Consider the following 25432-nt stretch of genomic DNA (forward strand, 5'->3'; position numbering starts at 1 on the left):
TCAACAAGAGCCTTTATTTGTTGTGTTGGTAGCACGCGAAGGAAGTTTCTCGAACTTTGCTGCCCAGCGTTTCAGAGCATATAGAAACAAAAAACCGCCTATTCGGGCGGTTTTTTTATCAATCAAATCATAATTATTATCGAACAAAGATCTTTTGGATCGCTTTTATCGCCATAGCCCTACGGCGCATTAATACGCTCGTTCTTGGCAACCATTTCGGTGTGTAAAGAATGGTTTTCGCATGACTAAAAGTTCTGAATCCTTCCTCTCCGTGATAATGCCCAATACCCGATTCACCAACGCCACCAAAAGGCGCATCTTCAGCGCCAACATGTAAAACCGTATCATTAACGCCGACGCCACCACTGTGGGTGTTGCGTACAATATGTTTGATGGTCGATTTGTCGTCCGACATAACATACAGCGCAAGTGGTCTTTGGTGCTGATTAATGTAGTCAATCGCTTCATCAACGGCATTGTAGGGCTTAACAGGTAGAAATGGCCCGAAGATCTCCTCTTGCATGATTCGCATATTCGGCGACACATCCGTGACCAAATGAGGATACAGAAGTCGTTCCTCTTGGGGCGACGCCTCAACAGTGTGAAGGTTAGCACCTTGCGCTTTTGCATCCTCAAGTAGCGCAGTCAAACGATCATATTGTCGTTGGTTGACAATATGGGTCAGCTTTTGATTCTTGTTGGATTTTAAATAGAGCTTTTCAAAACGTTTTAAGAATAGCGAAATGAACTCTTCGACACGTTCTTGCGGTACAAACGCGTAGTCAGGCGCGACACAAATCTGGCCTGCATTAATGCATTTACCAAACAAGACAGCATCAACGGCTTTCTTCATGTCTGCATCTTTTGCAATGATCACCGGGGACTTTCCACCCAACTCTAACGTCACCGGGGTAAGGTTTTCCGCTGCCGCTTTTGCCACTGCGCGACCAACACTCGTAGAACCCGTGAACAAAAGGTGATCGAATGGCAGTTGGCAGAATGCTTGTGCGACGTCTGCTTCACCCTCAAAAACTTCGACATACTCAGACAACCCACGGCAAATATCGACGATGACTTTATTGGTTTTTGGCGTAAATTCGCTGAGCTTCATCATCACGCGGTTGCCAGCAGCCAATGCTGTCACTAAAGGCGCAAGGCTCAAAATCACAGGAAAGTTCCACGGTGAAATGATCCCGACGACACCTAACGGTTGATACTGAACGGTGACTTTAGAAGGTGCGAGCAATAAGCCGGATTCGCGCTTGCTGGGTTTGCACCATTTTTTTAGTCGTTTGAGGGTATAATTAATATGCGAGACCGTTGGCAAAACGTCGGTCATGGCGGTATCAAATTCTGAGCGATAGCCAAAATCGTCACTTAACGCTTCAACCAAAGCTTGTTTGTTCTCAAGCAGCGATTTTTTTAACAAAACGAGGCGCTGTTTACGTTCATCCAAACTAGGATAAGGCTCGGCTGCATATGCCGCTTTTAAGCGTTCGAGGCTTTGCTGTAACAAGTTATCTACTTCAACCTCTGTGATTGCGTTCATGATGCTTCTCCTAGCCTAGTTTCTGCCAATGACGCCCCAAGTTAACACGAGCGCAACAATGTTACTATTGTAGCGCTCGTGAAGTTAGAGTTCGAACTCTGATTAAAATATTTCTGGGGTGGATACTACATCAAACGTAGTTCATAAATGCCTAGTCGTTGAGAGCGGTCAAGCATATCGAACTCATGATCAACGTATTCTTTTAATGTGGCGCCTGCACGCTCAGCAATATTGATGCTAGCGATGTTATCTTCCATACAATGGAACTGAATGAATTGTGCGTGCCCTTTCTGCTTCAAAAAAGGGATCAATACTGCGAGCACTTGATCAATCACACGATGGCCTCGCCCATTGTTGGCAAGCCAGTAGCCAATTTCAGTAACACGCGTATGTGAATCCACACCTTTAATGCCAATAACACCCGTAAGCTGCTCATCAAAATAAATTGCACACCAGTGGGAATCCAGCGCGTTACTGTTCACTCGCTGGGAAATGTAGTTCACGGCCTCTCTATGATTCGTGACAGAATCCGTCCAAGGTAGATAGCCCTCAAGGCTCTCTCGGTGAGTGTTCACAACCTCTAGTAAAGCGGACGCGTGTTTCGTGTTGAGGGGCTCAATTGAGACCCTTTGCGAGACGGAAAAACGCTTCTGTAAGTGATTTCCTTGATACGTCTCTTGGCATGTGACTTCATCCATAGATGTTATTCCTTTTTATTGTGAACGCTCAGCGCAAATCCTAACGCTTCATTTTATGAGAACAAACCTCTCTATAAAAACTAATCAAAGCCGTTGCCGTTCATTTAGCCCTTTTGATCGATCAGCGTAAATGGCGTTAGTGATGCCACATCTACATAATGTTTCCATACATGTTCATATAGGTGATGCTGATTGGCAAACGGAGCCAGCTGCTTAGCTTCTTCAAGCGTACACCAGCGATACTCTGTATGCTCTTCGTTAAGAACAACTGATTGGTTAGGCGGACAAAATAGCACAAAACATGGGATAACCATGATACGGTTATTTTTTGCTTCGTAGAACTGCTCTAGGAAGTCTGCTGTATGTAACTCAACTTGGCCAATTAGTGTCTCTTCTTTTAACTCTCTTAAAATGGTTTGCCACCCGGCTTCACCCGCTTCGATACCACCTGCAACATGGCACCAATAGCCACCTTTTACGCGTTTGAGTAACAGCATTTTTTCTATGCCATCAATTTTTGAAATGACAACGCCTGAAACATGCGTTGCTTTTATCGGGATCATGTAAGCTCCTTAAATATCGAGTTTTTATTGTTACGCTGAGAGAGGCAGATTAATTGCTACGTATTCTACTGTTTATTCATCTTGTCGACAGAAGTGTTTGAGTTGAGAGGATTTAATCGCTAACTAAGTATGCTAAAGTGAGATCTGTCGCAACAAATGAGCAGTAAAATGTCCAATTCATTCAACACTATGATTCCCATCGGTGTGCGCTTTATGGTGCTTTCCGCGTTCGGCTTTGCTCTGATGTCGGCTACAGTAAAGCACGTCGGCAACTACGGTATCCCCGTTTTTGAAATCGTTGCAGCAAGAGCGCTCGTTTCACTTATCATTAGTTATTTCGATGTAAAGCGAAAACGAATTTCTGTATGGGGCAATAATAAGCCATTACTATTTGCACGCGGTGCTGTGGGCACGATGGCTCTGATGTGTGTATATTATTCAGTGACCACCTTACCTTTGGCAGAAGCGACGATATTCCAATATATTCATCCGGTGTTTACTGCACTACTCGCCGTATTTTTCTTGAAAGAGCGCATCCAGCCGTCAACTTTCCTTTGTATTGCGTTGTGCTTACTCGGCATCTATATCATGGTAAGCCCAGAAACGGGGCAAGGCTCAGATAGCGCTTTACCAATGTTTAGCGTCATGATTGCGATCTTAGGCGCATTTGGTAGCTCAATTGCCTACGTCATTGTCAGAAAACTGAGTCAGACAGAAGACAGCTCAGTGATCATTTTCTATTTCCCGTTGGTTGCTCTCCCCGCTTCACTCTTACTGATTGGCGACGATTTTGTAATGCCCGATCTATATCTGACTTTCATGTTGGTTCTAGTTGGTGTCTTTACCCAAATTGGGCAATTGGGGTTAACCAAAGCGATGCAAACTCAACAAGCGGGTAAAGCCTCCGCTTATTCGTATATCCAGATCGTATTTTCTGTGTTGTTAGGCATCATTTTCTTTGGCGAGGTTCCGATCATTTGGACGTACGTCGGTGGCGGTCTGATTGTTACAGGCGCATTAATTAATGCGTTTGGTCATCACTTACGGTTACCTCTTATTAAGCGCAACGCTTGATATACCTACCCAGAACCGTAAACACGACATTTAGAAAAACAGCCAGAGTGACTCTGGCTGTTTTGTGTTTAGCCTAACGTTAAGCTGATATTTTTAACCCTGCGATACCAGCGACAATCATTAGCAAGCTTAAGGCTTTGATAAGTGTTGCTGGCTCATTGAACAGATAAATACTCACGACTGCCGTGCCTATTGCGCCAATCCCTACCCATACGCCATAAGCAATGCCTAAAGGCAAGGTTCTTAACGCAATGCCAAGCAACCAAAAGCTCAATAACATAAAGACAATAGTGAATGCCGAAGCACCGAATTTGGTAAACCCTTGTGAATATTTAAGACCGACAGCCCATGCGATTTCACACAAGCCCGCAATGAAGAGAATTCCCCAAGCCATGTCACATTTCCCAACGAGATGGGGTCGTCCCCGAGAAAAGATAGAGCGGTGAGGTCGTCCTCACTTCTGATTGACTGCTTATTATATACAGAAATTTAAACATAAAAAATAAAACACGGCGATAAGCATACAACTCAAACATCTCATGTACGCTTAAATTCTACGCTTTTCTTTTTAACGGTGGCGGACTCTCTATTTCGCATCAATAACGACACCGTTTTTTAACAATTTACATATAACCTTCTGGTGTTGAAAGTGTTGCATTTATTGCACAAATCACACAAAAACTAATTGAACATGTAAATATGAAAACGTTTGTGTGACTAATATCGCTTAAAACAATGACTGATGACTTTAATATTCAGCCGAATTAATTATAAGGTATGACGTACCCATGAAAGCAATCAAAACCTCTATCGCTGTCCTTGTTGGCGCCGCTCTACTATCTGGATGTAATGACGATACTGAATACGTCAATGTTCAGCCTAAAGAAGTAAAAATAGCGACTTACAACCTCTCTTTTGACCGCGCTACCTTCGAAACTTTGGTAGATGAAATGCAAATTGAACCAACGCAGCAAACTGCGTTGGTCACCTCTTATTTAGACGGTTCAATCGCAGCCGAAGACAAAACCACTGCGGAAAAAGTCATTCAAATTCGTAACGTTGCAGCAATCATTCAAAAGAATCGTCCTGATGTTCTTATGATGGCGGAATACAACAACGACGGAACAGGCGAAAACGAAGCAGCCATTGAAGGATTCCAGAAGAACTACTTGTCTGTCGCGCAAAGTATCGATGGCGCGGGCGGTGAAGCAAACCTTGAGCCTATTGAATACCCTTATGCTGAATCTTATTCAACCAATACAGGGTTGTTGAGTGAGTTTGATCTCGACAACAACGGAACCGCTGGTCAAATGCCAGGTGATGCATGGGGCTTTGGCATGTACCATGGTCAATATGCATTTGCCCTTATGTCTAAGTATAAAATTGACACGGCAAACACACGTACATTCCAAGCATTTAAATGGAAAGATATGGAAGGTGCGAAAATTCCAACCATTACTATCTGTGACGGTTCGCAAAAGATTCCAGACGGCATGAAGTGTGGTGATGAATGGTACTCAGCGGAAGAATGGGATCAAGTGCGTCTATCTTCGAAAAATCACGTCGACGCGCCAATCATCATTCCAACTCGCAATGGCGAAGAAGTTGTACACTTGTTGATGTCTCATCCTACTCCACCAGTATTCGACACCGGTAAAAACAAAGCGCAAAACGCAGCAGAAGTGGAGTTTTGGCATCATTACATTCAAGGCAAAGACTATTTTTACGACGATGCGGGTAAAACAGGTGGCTTAACGAACGGCACTAAATTCGTAATGATGGGTGATCAAAACCTTGATCCAGTGGCTGGTGACGGTATTAGCTCTGTAATGCAAGAGCTGCACAACGATCCATTGGTTAATCAAACCGTGATGAATGGTGAGCTTTACCCAACAAGCTTTGGTGCAGCTGAACACGCTGTTGACCGCAGTTCAACTCACCCATATCCGAATCGCATCACTTCAACGTTTGGCTTAGGGGTAGACTATGCCTTGCCTTCAGCAAATTTGAATGTAATAGACTCTGGTGTGTACTGGTCAGCGTCTTATGAAGAAGGCCGTAAACTATTTAACGATGCACGTATCGGTAAGTATGGTGATGGTAAGGATGTATCTTCCGACCATCGCATGATCTGGATTAAAGCACAGTTCTAGACCGCATAAAAAAAAGCCAACCACAAGGAGTCGTGATTGGCTGTATATATTTGTGAACAAGATGGTTCACTAACAACGTCAGTTGGCTAGGTGACCCTCGGCTTAGAAAGGGTCACTCATACTAAAGCATGAGGCGTGCCAACTTTTCAGCGCACAAAAACAGGTTGTTATTTAATCACTTTCATTAAAACTTAACCAATAGCTACTGTTTGCTCACAGAATAAATTGCAATTTGCAAACTACCATTGGCATTTCGCAATAAACCTGATCTTTAGCTCTTGCTTTTATTGCTTCCTAGCTAAGTCGCGTGCAAGGATTAACGCAAGTCCGAATACTTGCAAGAAGAGTCCGATATTCTTGTACCAAGCGATCTTTTCATCCTGCTTTGCCATTACCTCATTGAGCTCTACATTCTCAATGTAGTAATTATCGATGCGGTCTCTATACGAAGCTTGTGCCTGATTTATCTTTGACATTAGTTGAGGAAGTTGATCAATTTTTATTTCATCCGACTCGTTGAGAACCCAAGAAGATAAATGCCCTGCTAATACCTCTTCTAGCTCTAAAGGTATCGCTACGCTCTGACTTATGTGCACATGCAGCAGTAAAGCTTCTCTTTTCCTTTCTAGGGTTTCCACACTATTCCATGCGAGTTGGATGGAATACAAGTTTTCTGCTGTTTGCTCTGCGAGCTGCGAGTGCTGTTTACCCAACTTATCAAGGACTAAGCTAGTAACGATGATCGCGCCAATATTCAGTACTAATCCAATCAGAACGAGTACCCAAGGTGGTGGAATGTAACGTCGCAGACTTACCATAACTTATCGTATGGCAGGTAAATCATATTTAACACAACCAATGAAAGTATCACCAGAAATGTCACCTGCATCCCTCTAATGCGCTTTTTCAAGTCTTTTTTCAATATGCCTTTAGCATGAATAACTCGACCAATTACAAAAATAATACCGGTGAGATGTATCCATGTTGGGTAAGCACCATTGAATTCTAAAAGTGCCATTAAAATCAGGGTGATGGGGATATATTCTGTCGCATTGCTCTGGGCACTACGAGCAATTTGTAGAGCCTCTACCCCACCATCGGCATAAGCAATTTGATTTAAGCGACGTTGCTTAATTACTTGAACAGCCAACCAAATAATGAGTATTGCGAGAATGTTGGCATACAGAGCTGTGATCATATGTCGTCCTTCTTGATCTGGTTTTCACTTATATAAGCGTGTCACTTGGCTATAACTATAGCGGTATCATTATGATAATGCGTCAAATAATCTCAAGTTATGATTTCTATTCGGGCAAAAAACGAAAGCCAATGCTTCATGACATTAAAAATGCCCTCGAATGGAGGGCATAAGAATAAAGAAGCTAATATGTGAGAATATTGAAACCACTATAAGGGGTGTTTGACCAGCTTTTTGCGCCGATGCCCTTTGATAATACTTTCAAAAATTGTGAACAACAGCCCTGCCCAAATAAATGCAAAGGTCACCGCTTTCACTTCGTCAAACAACTCGCCAAAAAACATAACTGCCAACACAAACTGCAAGCTTGGTTCGATGTATTGCATTAGACCGACGGTTGATAAATTAGTTATACGTATTGCGATAGAATAAAATACGAGTGGTAAAAGTGTGATAGGTGCACTGCCAAAATACAAAAGCAATGTTGTGGTATCTGTGCCCGAAGCCAGTTCACCAGTTGCCCATTGTTTATAGAGCAAATATGCGAGTGCAACTGGAGTCAGTAACAACGCCTCAACAAACAAGGTTGTACTCCAGTCATAATTTATCTTCTTCTTGTACAGCCCATACAAAGCAAAGAACAACCCCATCGTTAGTGCGATAACGGGTAGCTGACCATAGTGAATCACTTGATACATAACACCAATTGTTGCCAACACTATTGCAATAAGTTTGCCTTTTGAGAGCCTATCCCCAAGAATAAATACGCCCAGCGCAACAGATACTAATGGTCCAATAAAGAAGCCTAAGCTGGCATCGATGACCCGATGATGGGTCAAAGCCCAAGTGAACGCACTCCAAGAAATACACATCAAACTGCTCGCCACAAACGTGTACCACAAGGATTTTTTATCAAGCCAGATTTCTTTCCAATTCAGCCCTCGACGGGTTATCCCAAGTACAATTAGAAACCCGACAGGTACAGACCCAATGATTCGCCATGCTAGCAACTCATCCATAGAAGCATTCGGTAAATAACGATAATAAATTGGTAGCAATCCCCAGATCACAAAGGAGAATGCTGCCATAAAAGTGCCATAACGAGTGTTATTCATAAAACTATCGCCCATCTAAACGACCAATTTGGCGTAAGTAAACAAGTCCGCCTTACATAAAAAGGAATGCAATCCCGCAGTGACTTTATGATGCAGATGGCATTATTGGCTCAACGCTTGTACGACGGCGGTAAAGCCACTCACAAAACACAACATAAGTGCCCCAAACCGAATCTTTTCTTTTGGTAACGACTGGGTAGTTTTCATTGCTAGCCAGTAACCAAGCGCCGCAGCAGGTAATAGAGGAATAGTAATGACCAAATGATGCAATGTGAAGAAGCCCACTGGGATTTGTACTATTAGTGAAATAATCGAACTGAAAACAAAAAAAGCCGATAAATTACCGCGTAACTGATTCGCTTCTTGATGCTGCAACAATAACGCCATCGGAGGGCCTCCAATCGCAGAACTGGTACCAAACAACCCAGAAAAGAAACCAGCACATGTCATACGCGAAGGCGTAGGCTCAACCCGAAACGGTAAAACACTCACCACGACTGCAAACAGCACCAACAAACCAATCCAAAGCGTGAGAGTTTGTGTAGATACAAAAAAGAGTAGCAAGCCACCAGCAATTGATCCCGGCACTCGCCCAATCAACGCCATCTTTAAACCGCCGATTTCAACACTACTGCGGTGCTTCATCGCATTCATCAACGAAATAAACAACGCGACTAAACAGATTGGCGCAGGAACATATTCTGGTGCCCAAAGAATCAGTAAAGGTGCGGCAACAATAGCCAAGCCAAAACCGATTGCGGTCTGGACATAAGAGCCAAGAAATATCAAACCTATTGCAAGGAAGTTTATCGAATCGAATTCCATTTAGATTATTCTTATATTTGAAAAATAAACACAAAACCAAAGCACATTCGCATGATGAATACCTCAGGCATACTGCGATATGAATTCCGCGTAGCATTCATCAAAGTGAATAAAAAGACAATCCATTTGTGCGGTTCGCCCTCATTTGCATTTTGTATTTCATTCCGCTGATGTACATGTTTGCTTACATCGAAGAGGATTCATGCTCGCCTGTTCACGCAGCATTTCTTCAGCGGAATTAATGACCTCTTAAAATCTAGCCGAATTAGACCCGTGAATTCTCCGTAGCATTTAATGGATTCAGTCAATTAGTGCGGCGTCGGTATAGCACTTTACAACTCACCTCTTTATACTATTGATCGATTTATCATTACCGTACTTATTTACACAATAGACAAGTGTACGGTCAGTGTTTTTCTACCTTTAACTTGCTGTGAAAATAATATGAAAAAACAAACGGGATTTACTCTAATAGAGTTAGTCGTAGTTATTGTCGTGCTCGGTATTCTTGCTGTCACTGCCGCGCCACGCTTTTTAAACCTTCAAAGTGATGCACGTGAAGCACGTTTGGAAGGAATGAAAGGCGCTATTGCGTCAGCATTAGGCGTGGGTTATGGGAAAATGGCGATTGCAGGGTTGGAACATTATCCATATATATCAAATAAACACACCGACGCAGGTTCAGGTAAGGGCCCAGAAAGTCTGCCTTTCTCAAGCTGTGAGTTAAATGGCTCTCTTAACTGTACATTTAGGTACGGTTACCCAGATGCAGATGAAACAAGCTTAGCTCTATTAGTCTCGGAACTTGAGAATCAGCATGGTGATAGTGACTGGAAAATTGTTCAGACTAACAACATTAAAGTCGTCATTTCAGCAAGAGATGATAAAAATAGTAGCCTAACTCAATGCGGAATTTTATATGGGCCACCGCAGACTCCAAACGAGAGTTACACCTTAGATATTCTTCCCTGCCCTCAATAAAAATAAGGCTGCCAATCGGCAGCCTTATTTGTTTCATCTGATCGGTTTTTTACGCAAAGTTAAACACGTATTTATCCATCATATTCACCATGCGGCCAATCTCTGGCTTGGTAATCGTATCATTTGCGCCAAGAGATAGTGCTTTCGCTCGGTTATCCTCACTCATCAATGACGAGAACATAATGATCGGCATTTCATGAAACGCTTCGGTATCTCGTAGTCTCTTCACTAAGTGCATACCATCCATTCGAGGCATTTCTACGTCCGTAACCACCGCATCTAATAGCTCTTTAACTGGCAAGTTTTCTTCTTTCGCAACCTCGATCAAGCTCATCAACTTCTCATGCGCCTCACCACCGTCTTTACATGTGATCACATTGTAGCCTGAAGAAGCTAATGTATCTTGGATCAAAGAGCGAATAAATGCTGAGTCATCCACCACCATGATCGTTTTAGCATTACGCTTACCGACCATTCTCTGGTTGAGATCCACCGACTTGTCCCCTTTCACATCGTATTTTTCCATACTCAATTCTGGGTTGATGTCTGCGATGATTTTTTCAAAGTCGAGAATCATGATCAGGTTGCCTTCTTTACGGACAACGGCTACTACACAATCTTGTTCGCCCGCTTCCAAAAACTGACTTGGTGATTCCACATCATTCCAAGAGATGCGATGAATACGCGAAATGCTGTCAATTAAGAAGCCGTTGGTCATTTTGTTGAAATCCGTAACGATTACAAACTTGCGCTCCAGATCTTGTCGTGTTGGTACACCTAACCAACCAGCTAAATCCACTAAAGGCGTCAGTACATCTCTGGATGAGAACACACCAATCATATGAGGTTGTGCGTTTGGATAATCGGTTGTTTCTGGCACGCGAATCACTTCTCGTACTTTCGCAACGTTAATGCCGTAATAACAAGTTTTTGTGCTGCCATCTGGCAATGTTTTTTCTAAATGAAACTCGATGATTTCAAGCTCATTGGTACCACTTTCTGTCAAAATGGTGCTGGTTACGTTACTCATAAAGCCAATTATCCAACCAAAAATACGCATCAGAAAAAGTTTGATGCAAACGCCATGAGAAGCCATTCTCTGGCTAAAAATCCAAAAGTCCTTTTTAGTCGTTACAACAAAATTTGTAAACCATCAAAAGGACGGCTAACGCACATTTCCATACCAAACCATGTAAAATTGTCTCATTTTTGAACACGAAATTATGAGTGGCCAAAGTGCGAATTAACACCTCCACTTTTAGCGGCCGAGTCAATGAAAAGTTTAGAAATAATTTGAAGTGATGTTCAGCGTCAATAGCCAAACCTATCCAACAGATATCAGTGCAAAGTTGGCTAGCGTGCTCATGCCTGGTGTAGAACAAGCTCTCTTCAAGTGGCATGGTATAAAACTGCGCTTGTGAACACACGGGTTTAAATCGAAGCGCTAGAGGCATCGCAAGAAAATCTGAAGGCATAGAACACTGAAAGAACACTTTCAGTTTGTTAGTTTTCTGTCAGCGTAAGTTTTAAGCAATCATCCTATCACTAGGTATTTCAATACCTGACATCGCTATTCCCATAATCAAGACACTGATTTTCACTTTTGGAAAGAGTCATTTTCCTTCCTCTTAGCAAGGTTTTTCCTACAATCCTATTCATCCAATTGCGCTGTCGCCTGACAGCACACTAGTTGATGTATTAGGTGAGGTTAACTTTGAATAATGTTCTTATTATCGACGCTCAACCATTGTATAGCGAAGCACTTGCTTCTCTAGTTGAATCTGTAATCAACGCAGCTGAAGTGATTCAAACCACTGGCAGTGCGGAAGTGATGGATCTTGTCCGAGGCCAAAAGATTGATTTGATTATTTTAGACGTAGTGCTTGGCGACCGCGATGGTATGCGTTTAGCCAAAAACATTTTAGCGACAGGATATCGTGGCCGACTGTTATTTGTTTCTTCACGCGACTACTCGAGTCTTTCTAAAGCAGCGTACGAAATGGGCGCAAATGGCTTCTTAAGCAAACATGAAACAAGAGAGACCATTATTGACGCAATTGTGAGTGTTTCACGCGGTTACTCAATGTTTAAGTCGACTCACACACCATCGTCAGGTAACGTAACACTTTCAAATCGCGAAGCCATGGTGTTCCATTATCTTGTACAAGGCTACTCAAATAAGAAGATTTCTGAACAACTTTCACTCAGCGCTAAAACAATCAGCACCTACAAAACGCGTATTCTGAAAAAGTACCATGCGGACACGTTGATTGAACTTCTGCATACTATTCCTCAGTCAGAAAACATTGAGTTTTGCCGCTAAGCGCTCATGTATTTTGCAATAGCACCGATTAACAACTGGTGCATTGCATCATGTCTTAAGCTTTGCTTCACCTGTACAACCACTTTTGGCCAGCCATCTGGGTAAAAATGCTCTGGCACTCTTATAAATTTATATCCATCAATTGGCGCCTGATATTCAAGTAACACGGTTGCGGCGCTTTTTTGCTTAATTAGCTTCAATACGCTGCTTACGTTGTCTAGAGCCGCAATACGGTTGATGACCATACCGTGGCTTTCCATTGCACGCTTAACGAGCTGCTCTTTCTCTTTCCAACCGATAATCTCTAACATGATAAAGGGAAGTTTGGCCGCTTCTTCCAGGGTGGTAATTCCCAGCTCTTCAGGGACAACTACTACAGCAGGCGCATAGCCGATGAACTTCTGATAAACAGATTTCGGAACATCCTCGTTGAAGTAATGTAACTGCGCATCCACTTTGCCTAGGATTATCTCTTCTATCGTATACTCTGTAATCGTTGCTATCGAAATGTGCGCCTTGGGAAACAGCGCCATTAAATCCATTGCAAGTAAATGCCCAAATGAGTATTGAGCGGTTTGCGGTAAACAAATGGTGATGTCTTTTTCGTAATTTTCCGGTTCAAACTCATCTCTAATTAGACAAGTTTCAAGCTTCTCGAGTGCATCGGAAATTTTAGGTAATTGACGTTTTAAATAGTCCGTCGGTTCCATGTGGTGAGGATGCCGAATAAACAATTCATCGTTTAGCTGGAGTCGCAATCGGGCAAGGTATTTGCTAATTGACGCTTCGCTCTTCCCCATCGCTTTCGCAACGGGCTTGAGCTGACGGTGCTTATCCAGTAAGACAAGTATTTTAAGTAAGTTTAAGTCGAGATCTTTGTTCACGTGCGACACCAAATGTAAGGTCGAGAATAAATAGAGCAATCACTATTTGTTGACTGCTCTAATATAAAAGACCACTCATTCTGTTTGGTCAAATTAATCAAACAGTTATGTCATGGTTATGTTCCGTAACTTAACATTGAGTCAATACTAGCGCTGCTTAATGGGACTTTTGTCTGTGTTTTTTCATCTCATAGAGATCTTCATCTGCACGTACAATAACGTCCTGAAGCGTTTCGTGTAATTCATTCGTCGCGATACCAGTACTCACACTAACTTCGATATCCAAGGTCTTTAGTCGGTTATCTTTAACGACACTACGAAGCTTCTTCGCCAATATTGAAGATTGACTGATACTGCAACCCGGCAGAATCGCAACAAACTCATCACCACCAGTTCGAACTAGATAATCACTATTTCGAAACACTTTAGACATAGCATCAGCAATAATCCCAATAACTTCGTCCCCTACATGGTGACCGTAATGGTCATTGATTCGCTTGATCCTATCGCCATCTATTGCAATGACAGAATATGGCGCGGTTTCCAAACGACGTTTGAATTCGCTATCTTGAAAGACTCTGCGGTTAAACAATCCCGTTAAATCATCTTTCGTCACGTTCGTCAGTGCTTTCGCGAGGCGAAGTTTGCTCTCTTTAGATTCATAAGCTTTGTTGTAATACGCTAAGGTTACGAAAAAGAAGATGATAAACAAGAACACGTAATCCAATACAATTTTACTGAATGGGTACATGTAAACGATAAGATTGTTGTTGTCTGCAACATATGATTGGGTGTACGCGAATGATGGAAAGGGGTAGCCAGCGAAATAAATCACCATTTGCTTGTTCCCATTCGCTATTTGAACATCTACCGCTTTCCCATCATTGTAAAGCGGCGAGAGGTACAATTGTTCCGAGAACTCCCCCACTAACTCACCTTGAAAGTAAACCGGACTCATGATGCTTATCGCCATGTCATCGGAGTATGTCGTTTTAAATGGTAGGGAAAACAATACCCGGTCCGTCAGTTGCTCTTTCCACGCAGCTAACACACAAGAATAATTACTTTTACACCAATCAACATCAAATGTGGCTTTCACTCCCTCTAACGCTTCAATCGGTCTCTCTAAGATGAGTTTGTTTCCAGTATAAGAACGAAAATACATAACGGCATTTTGTCGATTGAACGCATTTGATAAATACGCTTCAGCCTGATGAAGCGATTTCCGTGCAACAGATTCAACGTAATTGAGTTTTTCATAAGGTGACAGGGAGTAAATCGCATCTTGAAAGCTCAGCTCTGTTTGCGCTTCTACTTCACTCACGCTCATGCCTTTGTATTGCTCGAGCTGCGCTTCCGTCATTAGCCCCATGAGAATCACTTTTTGTTTTATTTTGGCTAAATTATTCGCGTAAGTGTTGAACTGCTTTACTTCATAAGAAATTAACACCGCACCAATCATTGTGACAGAAGTGACGAATAGTAATGTTGCGATGAAAAGAGACAACGCGATACTTTTAAGTGTCATGATGCGGTCTTACGCCCCCGCCACTCTTGTTAGCTCAACAATGTTCTTTACGTTAAATTTATCCAATAGACGACGTTTGTATGTGCTGACTGTTTTGTCACTTATTGATAGCACTGAAGCGATTTCTCGATTGGACTTTCCTTGTAATAAATACTTCATTACTGCGCTTTCTCTGCTTGAAAGTTGTGGCATTTCTCGAACGCTATTAACAACTTGCTTAAATTTGAAGAAGGTATACCCCTTCTCTACCGCTTCTATCGCGTCTTTAAGAATGTCGTGATTTTCCGATTTACACACATAGCCATCAGCGCCAGAACGAAAAGCCATTTGGCTGTACATTTGGCTAGTTTCAGCGGAGAAGAAAATGACTTTGCCTTCATAACCATGGGATTTGATACGTTTGTAGAAATCAAACCCATCGCAATCTGCCAAGTTCACATCTAAGATCAACAGTTGAATTTCTTCCTTTTTCAATATTTGTAATGCCATCTTCGCTGATGTTGCAGTAAATACCCCATTTGTTTTGCCTAACTCTTCCAACAACGACTTGATTGCAACACAAACGAGAGGATGATCGTCAAAGATCAAGTAATTCAATTTATTCATATCTTTCATTTAGTATGGTTATGGCTTCTAGTGGCATGGGTTTATCAATGTAGAAGCCTTGGCAAAGATCAATCCCATACTCACGTATCGCTTGCAATGTGACTTCGTCTTCAATACCTTCCGCGACCAGTCGTATATTCAAACTTTTCGCTAACGCGCAAATAGCAACAACGATGTTGCGTTTTTTGATGTCGCATTCGACACCTTGTACAAACGAACGATCGATTTTTAACTCGTTGAATGGCAGTTGAGCCAGTTTTTCAAACGTCGATGACCCCGTGCCAAAATCATCTATTGAGACAGTGACACCGTTCATCCTCAACTTGAGTAAATTCTTGTACAGGGACGCGCTAGTCTGAAATGTATCTCGCTCTGTAATTTCAATGGTGATTTGTGATGGGTCAATCTCGCTCTCTAAACATTGCTGTAAAAAGTAATGAGAGAACGCCGTATCTTCTAAGTTTTCATGGTCTACATTGATGGATACGTTTTGCGTCAATCCGCGGTGTTTCATGTCATAGATAACATTACTCAATACAGCTTGAAACAACTCTCCAGAAAGGCGGCAACGCTCTACAATTGGCAAAAAATAATGAGGGGGTAACACACCATAAATAGGATGATTCCAACGCGCGAGCGCTTCATACCCAAGCACTTCCCCACTTTGCACATCGACTAAAGGCTGGTAATAATTTTTCACTCGCCCTTCAGCCAGAGCAAACAGGAATTCTTGATCTTCCACTTCAATAGGTTGAGCAAAGCTGACTTGTTTCGCTTTTTCATCTTTTATTTTACCCAACAAATCAACGACTTCATTTTCATCGTATGGCTTAGGCAGCTTCCCTAATACTTCAAAGCTAAATCCCTCGCACATGGCTCTTACCGCAGAAATAATGGTCAATTCCATTGCACTGACCAGTACAACTTGCCCCTGGTACTGGACTTTATCGAGCATTTCCATCATATCGATGCCGTCTTTTCCGGGCATTTGGATATCACAAAAAATTACGTCAAAATGTTGTTCCTGCACACTCTGAATAGCGGCATCCACACAGTTAAAAGGGATGACTTGCGCGCAATAGCGATCCAATATTTGCGTAAGTATTGTGGTTTGTAGCGGATGGTCATCAATCACCATCACATTAAATTGTGTATTCATTTGTCTCTACCCAATAGTTTATGTTTTCGATCTCCTGCTCGATTCGTAAAATTAGCTCCGCTGTTCGCCTGTCAAACTCCGCAGCAGTAACTCGTTCTGCCTCAATGCAAAGCTCAGTCAGCATGCTTACCCCTATCGCCCCAACCGCTCCTTTGATGCCATGAATGACCCGTTTTTTGTCTCGCTCAGTCGATGCGGCGTTTAAGTTTTTTATATCTGTAGACATTGATTGACTAAACACGCGCGCAATCTCTTTTGCGTCCTGTGCTTTGAACCGTTTAATCCAGCCGGGCAGCCTACCCCTCTCTTTTTCGCCAATAAATGGAATCAAAACGGTTTTTAATTGATTAAGGTCATAGGGCTTGTAGAGCACATCATCAATGCCGATATCCTGTGTGCGCTCAATGGCAAGACGAGCATCTTCTGCTGTCACACCGATGATTGGAATTGCTTTAAATTCGGAGTTTTTCACGTGCCTAACAAGCTCATAGCCATCCATTTCTGGCATATGAAAATCGGTCAGCAGCAACACAACGTTTTCATCTTGGTTGATGTATTCCCATGCTTCGCGGCCGTTATTCACAATGACAGGTTCGATTCCAAGTTCATGAAGCTGCATTGCTATCACACTTTGGTTAATGGGATTATCTTCTGCGACCAGTACCGTGCCGAGAACCCAAGAAACCACTTCTTGATTTACGTCACTAAGCTTGGTTTCTTGCTGCGTTTGGCTGAGCAAATTGAACAATGTATCTGGATATTGAATCTCTCTTAGCGTAAGACTGCCAAGTACCCTTTGTTCGTCACGCAGCATTAGGCCATTAAAACTGGCATCGCTGTCGTGTATAGGGTGAAGGTTCGCCACCATTGTTTTTAACGTCGCTGGACGCATTTTCCACGCGTCACACCACTGGCGAATATTAAGTGGTAAGCTCTCGCTATACGTCCAGTTCAAACAAACGTCTGGCTCAGAGTCGCAATGCTCAATTGGCAGTCTGACAGTAATCGTCGTGCCCAAGCCAAATTGTGAATCGATGCAGAGCACGCCGCCCATGCAGTCGATCAATCGGTCAACAATGCTTAGCCCCAATCCAGTACCGCCATATTTACGCGTAATAGTGTCATCCGCTTGAACAAAAGGATTGAGAATGCCTTCGAGTTGGTCATCCGTCATGCCGATACCTGAATCCGCCACTTTCAAAATAAGCTGCTTTTCATGAAGAATGACACTGATTCCAACTTCTCCTTCGGCAGTGAATTTCATCGCATTGGAGAGTAGATTGGTGGTAATTTGCACCAATCGCAGCGCGTCGATTTCAATGAAAGCATTCGAAAATGGTTTGATTGTCACTTTGTAATCCAAACCTTTCGCAAGCGCTCGTGGTTCAAAGCTTCGAAACACATCGCACAAGGTTTTAAGCAAGTCGGTCTTAACTGGGGCGACGGTTAAGTGCCCTGCCTCTAACTTTGAATAATCCAGTACTTCGTCTACTAGCGTATTCAAATGATTGAGCGAGCGTATGGCTTGGGCAATTAACTCGCGATTTGAATCTGCCGTCACTTGGCGATTTAGCAAATCGAGGATGCCGTGTGCTGCCGACAATGGCGTTCTTAATTCGTGACTCATGGTTGCCAAAAAGTTTTCGCGCGCACGTACCGCGGTTTGCGCTTCTTTTTGCGCATCGATTAACGCCTGCTCACGTTCTTTTTGCTGGGTAATATCTTGAATAACAGTCAGTACAAACTTGTTCTTACCGCTAGGAGAAGCGATGACTTTGCGTTCTCGATATACATGTTTAATATCAAGTTCACAGCCCGACGAGGCAACCTCTTCTGAAATACGCTTTCCAGCGATAACAGTGGTCAGTTCATCAAAATTATTCACCAGAGGAGCGTGCGCAGAATCACTTTTCAACTTACATTGTTGGCACTGTTTACTGTTGTAGTTGGCACAATTGCTCATCTCCATATGGTTATTTTCACTATGGATAAAAACCAAGCTATTGATCTCTTTGATGATGTCCATCAGCCATTGCTTTTCCGCTTCCTCATTGTCAGCATTAAATTCGGCTAACCTCACTTTAAGTCGCATGTGAGATAAGATGAAATACGCCGCAATTAACATGAGACAGAATATGAATGAACCAGCAACAACAAATGTAGCGATCTGCTCCGCGTCATAGCCATAAGTCAGTTTGAAGCTTCGGTGAGAACGCAGCAGTTTTTCGATCTCGTTAGAATCAATGGTTTCGATGATGCTGTTCAACATGTGTTGAAGTTGTGTATTGTGGTTTGCAACCGCAAATGCATTAGAGAACGTCAAAACGTCCTCCGCATTGATCACCAAGCCATCGACTTGATCTTGTGCAATCATGTTGTGAACGATGTCGTCAGGAATGTAAGCCACATCCAAAACGCCCGATTTCAAATCGGTAAGCAGCTTTTTCAAATCATCATAATGATCAACTTGGCCTTGCTGCCAAGTGCCCAAATGAACTAACCCTTGCTTTTTCAAAGTGAGCAGAATACCCGCTTCTTTCAGTGCAGATTTATCGCGCTTGCTCTGCTCCGTTTGGATAGCCACGTAATTACTGTGCATGAATGGTTTAGTGAACAACCAATCTGACTTAGGTAGCTCACCCACATAAGAGATGGGGACTATATCGGCATCAAATGCCGTTAATCCATTAGAAAGGCTCGACGTCGGCTTCACATACTTAAAGCTCAAGCCAGTACGAGACTGCAATAAGTCGACAAAATCTGGAAAGAAGCCATCTAACTCGCCCGTTTGCGAATCTCGGTAGAGAAACGGATAAGCTTCGTCACTGCTGCTGTAAGTTATCACTAGTTTGTTTTGATGATTACGTCGGTAATCTACCAATAACTTATCACTGATATGGTAAGGATTTTTCGAGGCGACGGAGCGAATGTTTTTTCCATTTTGCTCCCACTGAAGGATTTTGTTGATGTCATCGATCAGACTCTGTTTGTCCAACGAAGCGATAAAACTCACCTCTTCGTTTTTCAACCAACTGGGAATATCGACAACCCCTTTTACAATGTCATTCAAATCCAAATATTGGGTAATACCAACATAAGTGTAAATCAGCGCGTTCGCTTTACCTCGCTTAACTTCATTAAACGCCTCTAAACGTGTTTTAACGTAATGTATCTTATCGATACCACGTTCAGTGAGGTTGTCACAATACACACTGCCCTCAACACACACCCATTTAAGATCACGCGCATCACTATCTCGGTAAGTGGCATTCCGATACCAAACAGCGATAGTGCTCGAAAAGAAAGGCATCGAAAACAAGAAACGCTTTTCTCTTGCTGCTGTTTTACTAAATCCAACCGCACCATCAATCTTCTTGCTTTCGACATCCGCAAGTAAAGACGGAATATGCTTGTAAGTCCGAAGTTCTAACTCATAATCCAAAGCTTTAGTAATGTTAGACAAATACTCAAGACTAATTCCGTACGAAGGACCAACTCTACCGTCAAACGAGTCTTTAGCTTCGTCTTGCGCAATAACGCCAACGATGACCTTCGGTTTAGGACTCTGTTTGGCAGTTGAGCAAAAAGAACTCGCTAAAAAAATTAAGGCGACGGACGATACCGTAATACTTCTAAGAATACTGAGCATGACTGCTTCCTCTGAATGGAAGCTCAGACTAGTTTTTGTCAGATAAAAGTCAAACTTCGCTCAATAGCGAAATAAAAATAAAGCTTTGATATAAAACCAAAAAACCAAAATTCGTCAGAACAATCTGACAACACAATCCACCTTTGACTACACAGTGTTTGCGTTCGGTCTCTCACCCAGACGGATATTCACTGCGAGTCGGTATACATAAGGGATGTGTGCTTTTAGGTTTGCACGCCATAGCTTTTTACTTTCATCTTGAATGATTCATCATCATTCCATGATAAACTGGCGTATTAACATGAAAGAAAGCTCAACTCCGCGGTTTCGAGCAGCTTGAAGTAAACACAGTTTTAGAAAATGCGTTCTAGTATTGTATTACTCAAGACTCACATTGCTACTTTTACAACCGCTGGAGCATTAGAAAAATTAAGGTATTAAATTCAAATGGTTAATAACTCAATCCAGTGGTTTCCTGGCCACATGCACAAAGCACGTAAAGAGATCGAAGAAGCAATCCCTCAAGTGGATGTGATCATCGAAGTACTGGATGCTCGTATTCCTTTCAGTAGTGAAAACCCTTTGATTTCTCAAATCCGTGGTGACAAACCTGTCGTTAAAGTTTTGAACAAACGTGATTTGGCCGATCCAGAATTAACTCAACTGTGGATTGAGCACTTGGAGCAAGAGCAACATGTAAAAGCAATGGCGATCACGACTTCTGAACCACAAGAAGTGCATCGAATCATGGAGCTTTGCCGCAAACTTGCCCCACACCGAGAAGAAATTGGTAAAAACATTCGCACCATGATCATGGGCATCCCAAACGTTGGAAAGTCGACGATCATTAACACCCTCGCAGGTCGAACAATCGCTGTAACAGGTAACCAACCCGCGGTTACACGTCGTCAACAACGTATCAACCTGCAAAATGGCATCGTATTATCTGATACTCCAGGAATTTTATGGCCAAAAGTGGAAAATCCACACAGTGGCTTCCGCCTTGCGGCTACTGGCGCGGTAAAAGATACAGCGATGGAATATGACGAAGTCGCATTCTATACCATTGAATACCTAGCAGCTCATTATGCAGACAAGCTTAAAGAGCGTTATCAAATTGAAGAGCTTCCAGAATCAGATATCGAGATCATGGAAGAAATTGGTCGTCGCCGCGGTGCACTACGTGCAGGTGGACGTGTTGACTTGCACAAAGTATCAGAGATCTTATTGCACGAACTTCGTCAAGGCACTTTGGGCCAAATTACATTAGAACGCCCAGAAATGATCACTCAAGAGCTGATTGAAGTCGAGATTGAAACCGCCCGTAAAGAAGAAGAGAAAGCGAAACGTAAAGAAGAGCGTCGTAAGCGCTATTTACGTAATAAGCGATAAGCTTGTCTCTTATCTACTCATGTTTCAAGGCGCGATTTTCGCGCCTTTTTTGTTATCTAATGCGCCCATTTTTTCACTTTTCAAACTTTACATTCCTCATCCAAAATCCAGATATGAAGCACAAAAAAACACCGCAAAATCGCCGTATAAACTTTAAGCACAAACTAGTTTAGACACCGGGCCCCTATAGAGTTACAGCCACCATCCAACCCTCAAATGTCGAGTTTGCAAGGGTCTGCAAACTTATGCAACCTGGTTAGTGACACTCTCCCCAAAATCCGCAATATGAATAAGTGTCAGCGCTGGCGTTTTTCCATATGAAGAAGAGATTTATTATGAGTGAAACTATACAAAGCAAACCACTTCCCTCCTTTATCGAGGAACGCCTAGATTTTTATATTCAAGATCTAATCGAACCGAATGAGAACAAAAAACACCTTGTTCTTGGTAAACGCCCACCGTGTAATGCCGTTGTCCTGCAAAGCAATGATTACCTTGCACTGTCTCATAATAAGGAGATTCAAAACGCGCATCGTGATGCGATTTCCCAGCACGATGACAACGTCGTGATGTCCGCGATTTTCTTACAAGACGATGAATCGAAACCTGTATTTGAAACGCAACTAGCCAGTTTCGTTGGTATGCCTAGTTGTCTACTTTCTCAATCTGGTTGGGCTGCGAATGTCGGTTTATTGCAGACTATTTGTGCACCGAACATACCTGTGTACATTGATTTCTTTGCACATATGTCTTTGTGGGAAGGCGCACGTATTGCCGGAGCACAAATTCATCCGTTCATGCATAACAACACCAGTCACCTAAGAAAACAGATTTCACGTCACGGTTCAGGGATCATTGTTGTGGATTCGGTTTACAGCACTATCGGGACCATCGCTCCTCTACGTGATATCTACGAAATAGCACAGGAGTTTGACTGCGGCCTGGTTGTAGATGAATCACACTCTTTAGGTACACACGGTCCACAAGGTGCGGGGATACTGCAGGGTCTTGGCTTAACTCATAAGGTAGATTTTATTACCGTTAGTCTTGCCAAGACATTTGCTTATCGTGCTGGCGCGATTTTAGGCCCAGAAAAACTGGCGAAGACGCTTCCATTTGTGGCGTACCCTGCAATATTTAGTTCTACCGTATTACCGCAAGAGATCATTCGGCTAGAGAAAACACTGGACGTCATAAGAAAATCAGATGATAAGCGAGATATTCTGTTTGAAAGAGCCAAGTCTTTAGCCGTTGGTTTAAAACGCATTGGATTTACTATTCGCAGTGAATCACAAATTATCGCATTAGAATGTGGTAACGAGAGAAACACTGAGCGAGTCCGCGACTTTCTCGAAGAGCGAAATGTTTACGGCGCAGTGTTTTGCCGCCCTGCAACTGGAAGGAACAAAAACATCATCCGTTTTTCAGTCAATGCAGACATGACAGCTGCTGAAGTTGATCATGTACTCACTGTCTGCCAACAAGCATTTGCACACCCTGACTTAGAGTTTGTGTAAGTTAGTGTGTAGATAAAACTAAAGAGCTCAACAGTTTTGCTGAGCTCTTTATTCGTATTATTCGTTGTGAGCAACTCGCCTCAAGAAAACAAGTCGCGAATGATTAGATCCAGTTTGCGATTTTATCGAACAAACGATTTTTATCCGCCGGTTTTACGATGAAGTCAGACATACCCGAAGACCCAATTTTGTCCAACGTGACAGGTGAACTATCCCCTGTATGTGCAATAATAGGTACCGACGCATAGTTTTTATCCGAGCTTCGAATTCGCCTAGACGCTTCTACACCATCCATAATTGGCATTTCGATATCCATCAGAATGAGATCAACATCTTCTTGCTCTAGTGTATCCAGAGCCTGCTGCCCGTCTTCTTTCTGAATCACTTCAAAGCCTTGCTTTTCAAGTAACATTGCCGTGAATTTACGCAAAGATTCATTATCATCAACGACCATAATTGTGCGCTTATTTGAATTATCTAACGTCACCGAGGCCGTTGGTGTCGATACATAGCTTGAATCATATAAGAGACGCTCAATAGTTGGTTTAGTATTCAATAACCAGGCTTGCGTTTCGATCCAAATAGGTTCATATGCAGCCTTACGTGCTCTCTGAGTCGGATGATGCTCAAAAAGATAAACGATGCGTGCTTCAGTGAAAGACAAGAGAGATTCTAATCTATCCAATTGGTTTGCTCTTGGATCTAAGCTCTCAAGATCGATAAAAATCAGATCGAATTCGAACTCGTACTCTTTCTTTTTGAGTACTTGGTTGACATCTAAAATTGTCGAGTCAAAGCCCATAAAACGGCTAATATCTGTTACTTTAGACACCAAGATATCTTGGCTAGTCACCGTTAGAATGGTTTTGAGTTTAGTCAGATCGTTTTTGATTTCAGTAACGGTATCAGATGTCGTTAGTGGGAAAGTTAACGTAAATTGAGACCACTCCCCTAACTGAGATTGACACTCAATGTTCCCCCCAAATGAACGCATGACTTTTTTACAAAACGGTAGGCCCAAACCATAACTTCCTGATTTGCCGGTGGTGTAAAAGTCTTGAAAGATATTGCGTAGAACATCAGGAGCAATACCAGCACCATTATCGGTTACAACAATTTGATTAAAGCGTTCTGAACTTATCATGGATACATGTATGTGAAAATCTTCAGATTTACGGTGATGGAAGGCATTCTTGAAAAGATTATACATAACGTATTTAAGCAGCGTATCACTACCTAGAAACTCAAACTCACTTCTCGCATCCAACGATATGGCAAATCGATCAGTGGCACGTTTATAACTGAAGCTTTCAATTGCCTGTTCAACGACCGAGTGAGCTGAATATTTTTTGAAGCTAGAACGAGAAACTCGATTTTCATCAATCGAAGTCAGCAATAAATCGATGGTTTCATTACCCGATTGGATAATGTTCATTGCATCCTGACTCACTTCACGTAATAAGGTGACATCTTCTACACTCATGACGTACTGCTCTTTTCCTGCCTCTTTCATGTTGGGCAAGATCGACTGGATAACATCTATTGAAGTGCAAAGCCCACTCAACGGGTTACGCATTTCATGTGCAATCCCTGCCCCGAATGATTTTGCCAGCGAGACTTTCGCTTCATGTTCAACTTGGTTACGAAAATAGAACAAATTACCGAAGACATAAATAAACAGAAAGATTGGCACATGAGTCCAATCCATGGTCAAGTCAAGATGGAACCCTTTTGCAACCCAAGCGAAGAATGTTGCTAAACCTATCCCAGCAAAGGTTTGAGCAAACATGACCCTAGTAACATGAACCAGTAAAATGTGTAAGAAAATTGCAGACATAAACGACATAACCCATACATTGGACCAGTCATTCATCAGTAACATATAAAAAAAGAAAAACGGTAAGCACAGCGTTATCGTCACTTGGTAGTAAATAGGAACATAATCTCTCCAAGTCGATGATAAGCGGTTTCTAAAAATGATGCCGAAAAACAATAACGAGCAAAACAATCTAAGAGGTAAATTTTCATAAGCCTGTGGAAAGGCAAACTCCCAGACAAAGTAGTACAGCGGAAAGCCAAGAAACCCCATCCAGCCAACGAGAGTTAGGTTTGGTTCTGCATATTGATAAACCTTACGTATCGAGTCCATATAATCTGTTTTGCTTACTCCGCCTGACGCACAACAATGTGATTTTGATTCACTTTTATCATTTTATTA

The 25432-nt window shown here is 42.4% G+C and carries 21 protein-coding genes; 6 read left to right on the plus strand and 15 right to left on the minus strand.

The genetic code is table 11. The annotated features are described in order from the left end of the window. Positions 1 to 136 precede the first annotated feature (136 nt). The 3 genes from R8O70_RS13485 to R8O70_RS13495 all read right to left on the minus strand — a co-directional run bounded on the left by R8O70_RS13485 (position 137) and on the right by R8O70_RS13495 (position 2810). A complete protein-coding gene (locus R8O70_RS13485; protein ID WP_258624012.1) occupies positions 137 to 1549 on the minus strand; it encodes a coniferyl aldehyde dehydrogenase in 1413 nt (470 codons plus the stop codon). Positions 1550 to 1674: 125 nt separating this feature from the next. Further along, on the minus strand, positions 1675 to 2247 hold the full coding sequence (locus tag R8O70_RS13490) for a GNAT family N-acetyltransferase (protein ID WP_047101443.1): 573 nt from the start codon (positions 2245 to 2247) through the stop codon (positions 1675 to 1677). 104 nt (positions 2248 to 2351) lie between these two features. Next, the gene (locus R8O70_RS13495) at positions 2352 to 2810 is read right to left on the minus strand and encodes an NUDIX hydrolase (RefSeq protein ID WP_258475609.1); all 459 of its coding nucleotides are present in this window, start codon (positions 2808 to 2810) and stop codon (positions 2352 to 2354) included. 168 nt (positions 2811 to 2978) lie between these two features. Here R8O70_RS13495 and R8O70_RS13500 point away from each other — a divergent pair, with 168 nt between their 5' ends. After that, positions 2979 to 3884 carry a DMT family transporter gene (locus tag R8O70_RS13500; protein WP_213891373.1) on the plus strand — a complete coding sequence of 302 codons (906 nt, stop codon included), beginning with the start codon at positions 2979 to 2981 and terminating at the stop codon, positions 3882 to 3884. A 79-nt stretch (positions 3885 to 3963) separates the two neighbouring features. Here the strand turns inward: R8O70_RS13500 and R8O70_RS13505 are convergent, their stop codons facing one another. After that, a complete protein-coding gene (locus tag R8O70_RS13505; RefSeq protein WP_005376506.1) occupies positions 3964 to 4278 on the minus strand; it encodes a DMT family transporter in 315 nt (104 codons plus the stop codon). A gap of 394 nt (positions 4279 to 4672) precedes the next feature. Between R8O70_RS13505 and R8O70_RS13510 the strand changes: the two genes are divergently transcribed. Beyond that, a complete protein-coding gene (locus tag R8O70_RS13510; RefSeq protein ID WP_213968434.1) occupies positions 4673 to 6037 on the plus strand; it encodes an endonuclease/exonuclease/phosphatase family protein in 1365 nt (454 codons plus the stop codon). A 284-nt stretch (positions 6038 to 6321) separates the two neighbouring features. Here the strand turns inward: R8O70_RS13510 and R8O70_RS13515 are convergent, their stop codons facing one another. The 4 genes from R8O70_RS13515 to R8O70_RS13530 all read right to left on the minus strand — a co-directional run bounded on the left by R8O70_RS13515 (position 6322) and on the right by R8O70_RS13530 (position 9175). After that, positions 6322 to 6855, minus strand: a complete 534-nt coding sequence (locus R8O70_RS13515; protein WP_033906497.1) for a hypothetical protein — start codon at positions 6853 to 6855, stop codon at positions 6322 to 6324. After that, positions 6849 to 7235 carry an MAPEG family protein gene (locus R8O70_RS13520; RefSeq protein ID WP_258624014.1) on the minus strand — a complete coding sequence of 129 codons (387 nt, stop codon included), beginning with the start codon at positions 7233 to 7235 and terminating at the stop codon, positions 6849 to 6851. Before R8O70_RS13520 ends, R8O70_RS13515 begins: the two co-directional genes overlap by 7 nt. A gap of 209 nt (positions 7236 to 7444) precedes the next feature. Further along, positions 7445 to 8350: an EamA family transporter RarD gene (gene rarD / locus R8O70_RS13525; RefSeq protein ID WP_064369681.1), complete on the minus strand. Its 906-nt coding sequence runs from the start codon at positions 8348 to 8350 to the stop codon at positions 7445 to 7447. Between the two features lie 102 nt (positions 8351 to 8452). Continuing rightward, positions 8453 to 9175: a sulfite exporter TauE/SafE family protein gene (locus tag R8O70_RS13530; RefSeq protein WP_042520743.1), complete on the minus strand. Its 723-nt coding sequence runs from the start codon at positions 9173 to 9175 to the stop codon at positions 8453 to 8455. A 444-nt stretch (positions 9176 to 9619) separates the two neighbouring features. On the opposite strand from R8O70_RS13530, the gene R8O70_RS13535 reads away from it, so the two are divergent. Next, on the plus strand, positions 9620 to 10156 hold the full coding sequence (locus R8O70_RS13535; RefSeq protein ID WP_154204316.1) for a prepilin-type N-terminal cleavage/methylation domain-containing protein: 537 nt from the start codon (positions 9620 to 9622) through the stop codon (positions 10154 to 10156). Between the two features lie 49 nt (positions 10157 to 10205). Here the strand turns inward: R8O70_RS13535 and R8O70_RS13540 are convergent, their stop codons facing one another. Continuing rightward, positions 10206 to 11186: a chemotaxis protein gene (locus tag R8O70_RS13540; protein WP_025998672.1), complete on the minus strand. Its 981-nt coding sequence runs from the start codon at positions 11184 to 11186 to the stop codon at positions 10206 to 10208. 684 nt (positions 11187 to 11870) lie between these two features. Between R8O70_RS13540 and R8O70_RS13545 the strand changes: the two genes are divergently transcribed. After that, positions 11871 to 12479 (plus strand): response regulator transcription factor, encoded by a 609-nt coding sequence (locus R8O70_RS13545; protein ID WP_206954610.1) that lies wholly within the window; start codon positions 11871 to 11873, stop codon positions 12477 to 12479. On the opposite strand, the gene R8O70_RS13550 is transcribed toward R8O70_RS13545, so the two are convergent. The 5 genes from R8O70_RS13550 to R8O70_RS13570 form a co-directional block, all read right to left on the minus strand. Continuing rightward, positions 12476 to 13363, minus strand: coding sequence for a LysR family transcriptional regulator (locus tag R8O70_RS13550; protein WP_017635345.1), 888 nt, complete (start codon positions 13361 to 13363; stop codon positions 12476 to 12478). The genes R8O70_RS13545 and R8O70_RS13550 overlap by 4 nt on opposite strands. A 157-nt stretch (positions 13364 to 13520) precedes the next feature. Beyond that, a complete protein-coding gene (locus R8O70_RS13555) occupies positions 13521 to 14891 on the minus strand; it encodes a GGDEF domain-containing protein (protein WP_318184209.1) in 1371 nt (456 codons plus the stop codon). A gap of 9 nt (positions 14892 to 14900) precedes the next feature. Continuing rightward, positions 14901 to 15497: a response regulator transcription factor gene (locus R8O70_RS13560; protein WP_017635347.1), complete on the minus strand. Its 597-nt coding sequence runs from the start codon at positions 15495 to 15497 to the stop codon at positions 14901 to 14903. Beyond that, positions 15490 to 16656 carry an EAL domain-containing protein gene (locus R8O70_RS13565; RefSeq protein WP_017821555.1) on the minus strand — a complete coding sequence of 389 codons (1167 nt, stop codon included), beginning with the start codon at positions 16654 to 16656 and terminating at the stop codon, positions 15490 to 15492. Before R8O70_RS13565 ends, R8O70_RS13560 begins: the two co-directional genes overlap by 8 nt. Continuing rightward, positions 16640 to 20305, minus strand: a complete 3666-nt coding sequence (locus tag R8O70_RS13570; RefSeq protein ID WP_318184210.1) for an ATP-binding protein — start codon at positions 20303 to 20305, stop codon at positions 16640 to 16642. The genes R8O70_RS13565 and R8O70_RS13570 overlap by 17 nt, the downstream gene beginning before the upstream one ends. 447 nt (positions 20306 to 20752) lie before the next feature. Between R8O70_RS13570 and ylqF the strand changes: the two genes are divergently transcribed. Both ylqF and cqsA read left to right on the plus strand, forming a co-directional pair. Then, positions 20753 to 21697, plus strand: coding sequence for a ribosome biogenesis GTPase YlqF (gene ylqF / locus R8O70_RS13575; protein ID WP_005376521.1), 945 nt, complete (start codon positions 20753 to 20755; stop codon positions 21695 to 21697). A gap of 335 nt (positions 21698 to 22032) precedes the next feature. Further along, positions 22033 to 23214: an alpha-hydroxyketone-type quorum-sensing autoinducer synthase gene (cqsA, locus tag R8O70_RS13580; protein ID WP_017635350.1), complete on the plus strand. Its 1182-nt coding sequence runs from the start codon at positions 22033 to 22035 to the stop codon at positions 23212 to 23214. A 103-nt stretch (positions 23215 to 23317) separates the two neighbouring features. Here the strand turns inward: cqsA and R8O70_RS13585 are convergent, their stop codons facing one another. Continuing rightward, a complete protein-coding gene (locus tag R8O70_RS13585; protein WP_053303516.1) occupies positions 23318 to 25363 on the minus strand; it encodes a response regulator in 2046 nt (681 codons plus the stop codon). Positions 25364 to 25432: the final 69 nt, after the last annotated feature.

The sequence above is a fragment of the Vibrio sp. 779(2023) genome, assembly GCF_033344285.1.
Lineage (GTDB): Bacteria > Pseudomonadota > Gammaproteobacteria > Enterobacterales > Vibrionaceae > Vibrio > Vibrio alginolyticus.